The 4,530-nt window shown below is 70.2% G+C and carries 3 protein-coding genes; all 3 read left to right on the top strand.

Annotated features, from left to right (window positions below):
- The first annotated feature begins 229 nt into the window (after positions 1–229).
- Positions 230–1,645, top strand: coding sequence for a PP2C family protein-serine/threonine phosphatase (locus tag VFB40_RS05865; protein WP_324848261.1), 1,416 nt, complete (start codon positions 230–232; stop codon positions 1,643–1,645).
- A gap of 161 nt (positions 1,646–1,806) precedes the next feature.
- Positions 1,807–3,018, top strand: coding sequence for a pyridoxal phosphate-dependent aminotransferase (locus VFB40_RS05870; protein WP_324848262.1), 1,212 nt, complete (start codon positions 1,807–1,809; stop codon positions 3,016–3,018).
- Positions 3,019–3,047: 29 nt separating this feature from the next.
- On the top strand, positions 3,048–4,472 hold the full coding sequence (locus tag VFB40_RS05875) for a dipeptidase (RefSeq protein WP_324848263.1): 1,425 nt from the start codon (positions 3,048–3,050) through the stop codon (positions 4,470–4,472).
- Positions 4,473–4,530 lie beyond the last annotated feature (58 nt).

The raw sequence follows: 4,530 nt of genomic DNA on the forward strand, positions 1-4,530 counted from the left end.
AGCCGGTCTGAGCCGAGCTGAGCCGAGCCGAGCTGACCTGAGCCGGGCCCAGCCGAGCCGATCTGACGCAGCGTCACATCGTCGTGACGTCGCGGCATCGGGGGCGCCGCGTCCTGCGGGGCGAATTCGAACACGGACAGTAATCGTGGATCATCCCATGGCGAAAGAGATGCGAACAGTATCGAATTAGTCACCTCAGGTCGCTGAAACGACGTACCCTGTCTTCACCGTGACCACCGCAACACACCTGGACCCCAGGCGTCCCGAGCGCACAGAGGAAGCGCTCCGCGCGCACCACCGCACCGTGCGCAGGGCGCCGGTTCCGCGCATCCCGCGCCGGGCCTGGCGGATCGCCGTCTACGCGGCGCCCGCGCTGTGGGTGGCGTGCATCGTCGCTTTGAGCGTGGCTCTGCAACTCGGCGCCCAACTGACGCCGCTGCTCGCCGCCGCGCCGGCCATCGCCTGCGCCGGAACGGGACGCCGCCAGTGCATCGCGCTCGGCTGCGCGTGCGCGCTGCTCGCGCTCCTGCCCTTCCGGCCCGGTTCCGAGGAGTTCGGCGAGCGGCTCGGCATCGCGCCGACCATTCTCATCGTCACCTTCGCCACCTACCTGGTTGCTCAGCGGCGGCTGCGCACCCAGCGCGCGTACGACGAGGTGCGCCAGATCGCCGAGGTGACCCAGCGGGTACTGCTGCGGCCGGTGCCCGCACGGATCGGGTCGGTTGTCACGGCCGTCGAGTACCTGTCGGCGGCCAGCGGTGCGCAGATCGGCGGCGACTTCTACGAGATCATCGAGACCCCGTACGGCGTGCGGGCGATCCTCGGCGACATGCGCGGCAACGGCCTGGACGCGGTCAGCGGCGCCGCCGCGTTGCTCGGTGCGTTCCGCGAGGCCGGCGCGGTGGAACCGGCCCTGGAGGCAGTGGCGGTCCGGCTCGACGCGGCCTTGGCGCGCCGCGCGTCGGAGATACGGCGCGCGGAGCTCGTTCGGCAGGCGCAGGTGCAACAGCAGCCGGAGAGCGGTGGCCAGGGCAAAGCGAGGACTGACGCGGTCCGCGACGCGCATGCCGAAACCTGGGCGGAGGACTTCGCGACTGCGGTTCTCGTGGAGATCCCTTCTGGCGGCGGACAGAAAGTCCCTGGTTCTCGTTCCAAGGGCGTCGCCAAGCCCAGGAGCGCTACGAATATAAAGAGCGCCCTCCATTCCACGAGCGCCGCCGATCTCACGAACGCCGCGGGAGGCGACGGGCAGCAGACCCGGCTCGATCCGGGCGCCGCCGAGGCGACTCTCGTACTGTGCGGGCATCCCGCGCCCCTGCTGGTGCACGGCACCGACACGCGGCCGGTCGAGTCCGCGTCGTGCAGCCTCCCGCTCGGCCTCGGCTCGCTCGTCAACGAGCCGTATGCCGCCAGCGCGATCACCGTGCCGTTCGAGCCCGGCGATTCGCTCCTGCTCTACACCGACGGGGTCTCGGACGCGCGCGCTCGCTGCGGCGCCTTCTTCCCGCTCGAACCGCTGCTGCGCGGGGTCTGCGACCTGCCGCCGAACATGATCGCCGGCTACCTGCGCGGCCGGTTGCTCGGCCATATGCAGGGCGAACTGAACGATGACGCGGCGTTGCTGGTGCTGCGCCGGGAGGGCTGAGAGCCCGGTCCGCACCGTCCACGCGACGGGTCGCATCGCGAAACACCCATGCGGATCACCGGAACGCCTGATACAAACGGCGAAAGGCAGCGCACAAGCCGCTGACGCCGCCGATGCCGCCGGTCCGCCGCGAGAGCGCCCGCGCCCTGGAGTTGAGTCACGTGGAGTTCAAGCAATCCCGGAAGCTGTCCGAGGTCCAATACGACCTGCGCGGACCCGTCCTCACCCGGGCCAAGCAGTTGGAGGCCGAGGGGCACTCCATCCTCAAGCTCAACATCGGCAACCCGGCCCCGTTCGGCTTCGAGGCCCCGGACGAGCTGGTGCAGGACGTGATCCTCGGGCTGCCTGACTCCAACGGCTACGGCGACTCCAAGGGACTGCCCTCGGCCCGGCGCGCGATCGTGCAGTCCTACCAGACCCGCGGCCTCGTCGGCATCGACATCGAGGACGTCTACATCGGCAACGGCGTGTCCGAGCTGATCGGCATGGTGCTCAACGCGCTGCTCGACAACGGCGACGAGGTGCTGATCCCGGCGCCCGACTACCCGCTGTGGACCGGGGCGACCGCGCTGGCCGGCGGCCGACCGGTGCACTACCTGTGCGACGAGCAGTCCGACTGGAGCCCGGACGTCGCCGACATCGAGGCGAAGGTCACCCCGCGCACCAAGGCGATCGTGATCATCAACCCGAACAACCCGACCGGCGCGGTCTACCCGCAGCAGGTCATCGACGACCTGGTCGAGGTGGCCCGGCGGCATCAGCTGATGGTGCTCTCCGACGAGATCTACGACAAGATCCTCTACGACGACGCCGTGCACCGGCCCACCGCGCTCTCCTGCCCCGACCTGCTGGCGATCACCTTCAACGGCCTGTCCAAGACTTACCGCGCGGCCGGCTACCGGATGGGCTGGATGGTGATCAGCGGCCCGAAGGACCACGCCGCGGACTACATCCAGGGCCTCGACATCCTCGCCAACCTGAGGCTCGGCCCCAACGTCCCGGTGCAGCACGCGGTCCAGGCCGCGCTCGGCGGCTTCCAGTCCATCGACCGGCTGACCGAGCCCGGCGGCCGCCTCTGGGAGCAGCGCAACCGCACCTACGAGCTGCTGAACCAGATCCCGGGTGTTTCCTGCACCAAGGCACAGGGCGCGATCTACGCCTTCCCGCGGCTCGACCCGAGCGTCTACAAGATCAACGACGACGAGCGCTTCGTGATGGACCTGCTCAACGCGGAGAAGATGCTGGTCATGCACGGCACCGCGTTCAACTGGCCGCATCCGGACCACTTCCGCATCGTCACGCTGCCGCGGGTGCGGGACCTGGAGGACGCCATCGCCGGCCTGGCCCGGTTCCTGGCGACCTACCAGCAGTGAGCGATCGCGTCGACCGGTAGGGTCGGATCATGTCCACCGACAGCACCATTTCCGTTCGAACCTTCGTCGAGCAGAACTCGGCCGGGTTCGTCGAAGACCTCAAGGACTGGCTGCGGATCCCCTCCGTCTCCGGCGACCCCGACCGGGTCGGCGACGTGCGGGCCTCGGCCGAGTGGCTCGCCGCGAAGCTGCTCGCCATCGGTTTCCCGACCGTGGAGGTCTGGGAGACCGCCGGCGGCGCGGGGCTGCCCTCCGTGTTTGCCGAGTGGCCTTCCGGCGACCCCGATGCTCCGACCGTGGCCGTATACGGTCACCACGATGTACAGCCGGCCACCCCGCTCGAGCTGTGGGAGACCGCGCCGTTCGAGCCGACCGTGCGTGACGGCAAGCTGTTCGCCCGCGGCGCCTCCGACGACAAGGGCCAGCTCTTCTTCCACCTGCTCGGCGTGCAGGCGCACCTGGCCGCGACCGGCCGCACCGCGCCCGCGGTCAACCTGAAGCTGATCGTCGAGGGCGAGGAGGAGTCCGGCTCGCCGAACTTCGCCGCCCTGCTGCGCGACCACGCCGACCGGCTGGCCTGTGACGTCGTGGTCGTCTCGGACACCGGCATGTGGGACCGGCAGACCCCGTCCACCGTCACCGGCATGCGCGGCCTGATCGCCGCGCAGATCGACGTGCGCGGCCCGAGCGGCGACGTGCACTCCGGCTCCTTCGGCGGCGCCATCCCGAACCCGGTCACCGAGCTGGTCCGGCTGCTCGCCGGGCTGCACGACGAGAACCGGCACGTCACGCTGCCCGGCTTCTACGACGGCATCGTCGAGCTCACCGAGACCGAGCGGCACCTGTTCGCGAAGCTGCCCTTCGACGAGGCCGCCTGGCTGCGCACCGCCAAGTCACCGGCCGCGGTCGGCGAGGCCGGATTCAGCACCCTGGAGCGGATCTGGGCGCGGCCGACCGCCGAGATCAACGGCATCTGGGGCGGGCACACCGGGCACGGCTCGAAGACCATCGTGCCGTCCGAGGCCCACGCCAAGCTCTCCTTCCGGCTGGTCGCCGGCCAGGAAACCGCGCAGGTGCGCAAGGGCCTGGAGACCTGGCTCGCCGAGCGCATGCCGGAGTGGATCCAGTACGAGGTCTCCTACGAGGGCGAGGGTGTGCGCCCCTGCCTGACCCCGCTCGACCATCCCGCGCTGCAATCGGTCACCCGGGCGCTGGGCCGCGCGTTCGCCGCGGACCCGGACGGCGAGCCGCGCGAGATCCTCTACACCCGCGAGGGCGGTTCCGGACCCGAGGCCGATCTGCAGGACGTGCTCGGCGCGCCGGTGGTCTTCCTCGGCGTCTCGCTGCCCGAGGACGGCTGGCACGCCCCGAACGAGCGCGTGGACGTCGCCAATCTGCTCAAGGGCGCCGAGGCCGCGGCCTACCTGTGGGAAGAACTCGCCGGGAACAAGTGATCACGCGGCGTCGTTGCAGACGTCGGCTGCAACGAGGCACTGCCCAAGGGAGGGAAAC

Source organism: Actinocrinis sp., assembly GCF_035650855.1.
Taxonomy (GTDB): Bacteria; Actinomycetota; Actinomycetes; order Streptomycetales; family Catenulisporaceae; genus Actinocrinis.

Excerpts from the sequence above, each read along its gene's own strand:
- VFB40_RS05875 (WP_324848263.1), top strand. The coding sequence starts at position 3,048 with ATGTCCACCGACAGCACCATTTCCGTTCGAACCTTCGTCGAGCAGAAC.